Genomic DNA, 232 nt, shown 5'->3' with positions numbered 1-232 from the left:
TGGTGGAGGTACGCGGGATCGAACCGCGGACCTCTTGCATGCCATGCAAGCGCTCTCCCAGCTGAGCTATACCCCCGTTGAGGCCAGTCGAACTGCTTGTTGAAGCTTTGAATCGAGAAATTCTCAACTTCAACAAAACCGGTTACCCGGTACGAATGTTGGCGGAGTGGACGGGACTCGAACCCGCGACCCCCGGCGTGACAGGCCGGTATTCTAACCAACTGAACTACCA

At 56.5% G+C, this 232-nt stretch carries 1 tRNA gene; it reads right to left on the bottom strand.

From position 1 onward, the window contains the following. Positions 1 to 76, bottom strand: a tRNA-Ala gene (locus tag GH663_RS20920). Positions 77 to 232: the final 156 nt, after the last annotated feature.

Source organism: Dechloromonas hortensis (assembly GCF_009469765.1).
Taxonomy (GTDB): Bacteria; Pseudomonadota; Gammaproteobacteria; order Burkholderiales; family Rhodocyclaceae; genus Azonexus; species Azonexus hortensis.
This window is presented reverse-complemented; position numbering and strand designations above follow the sequence as displayed.